Annotated in this window: 1 protein-coding gene; it reads right to left on the bottom strand. The window is 73.7% G+C overall.

The annotated features are described in order from the left end of the window. Positions 1-660: carbohydate-binding domain-containing protein (locus DPV74_RS41705; protein ID WP_205572001.1), on the bottom strand; the 660-nt coding region annotated here is incomplete at its 3' end. Position 661 lies beyond the last annotated feature (1 nt).

The raw sequence follows: 661 nt of genomic DNA, 5'->3' as shown, positions 1-661 counted from the left end.
CCCGAGCGTCGTCGCACGTTCGCGCAGCGCCGCGACCTGCGCGTCCGGCAGATCGGGCAGGGCGAGCTCGACACCGCGCAATTCGAGCGTGCCGGGCAGCGGCTGCTCGCGCTTCACGCTCGGCAGCGCGCGGCTCGGGTCGGGCCGTGCGGCCACGGGCGGCGCGTTGCCCGTCGAGTTGTTCTGCGCGTCGGCCGGCAGCGATTCGACGTAGCGCAGCTCGTCGTCGGTGTCGTCGTAGCGGAGCACGGCGGGCGGCGCGCCATCGACGACCACGTACGGGCGCGGGATCACGTCGCTGTAGCGCAGCAGCCAGTATTCGGCGACGAACGGCAGTTCGATGCGTTCGCCCGGTGCAAGCCGCACCGAGCCGGGTTGCGGTGTCAGTTCGTAGAGGTCGCCGGTGAGCCGCCGCAGCGCGAAGCCGGGGCGATCGATTCGCAGCAGGCGGCGGATGCTGTGCAGGTAGAGCTTCCAGCCGCCGTCGGCGATCACCTGGTGGCCGCGGTTCTGCAGGATCAGGCGGCCCGTCGCGCAGGCCGCGCCGTCGGCGCCGAGGTCGGCGCACGGCACGCCGGCCGAGGCCGCGTGATTGTTGTCGACGGCGACGCGCAGCGCGAGGCCGTTCGACAGCCGCGCCGCGAGATCGGCCGGCGGCACG

Source organism: Burkholderia sp. HAN2018 (assembly GCF_024704855.1).
Classification (GTDB): Bacteria; Pseudomonadota; Gammaproteobacteria; order Burkholderiales; family Burkholderiaceae; genus Burkholderia; species Burkholderia cepacia.
Note: the sequence above shows the minus strand (reverse complement) of the source record. Positions and strands in the feature narration are given on the sequence as shown.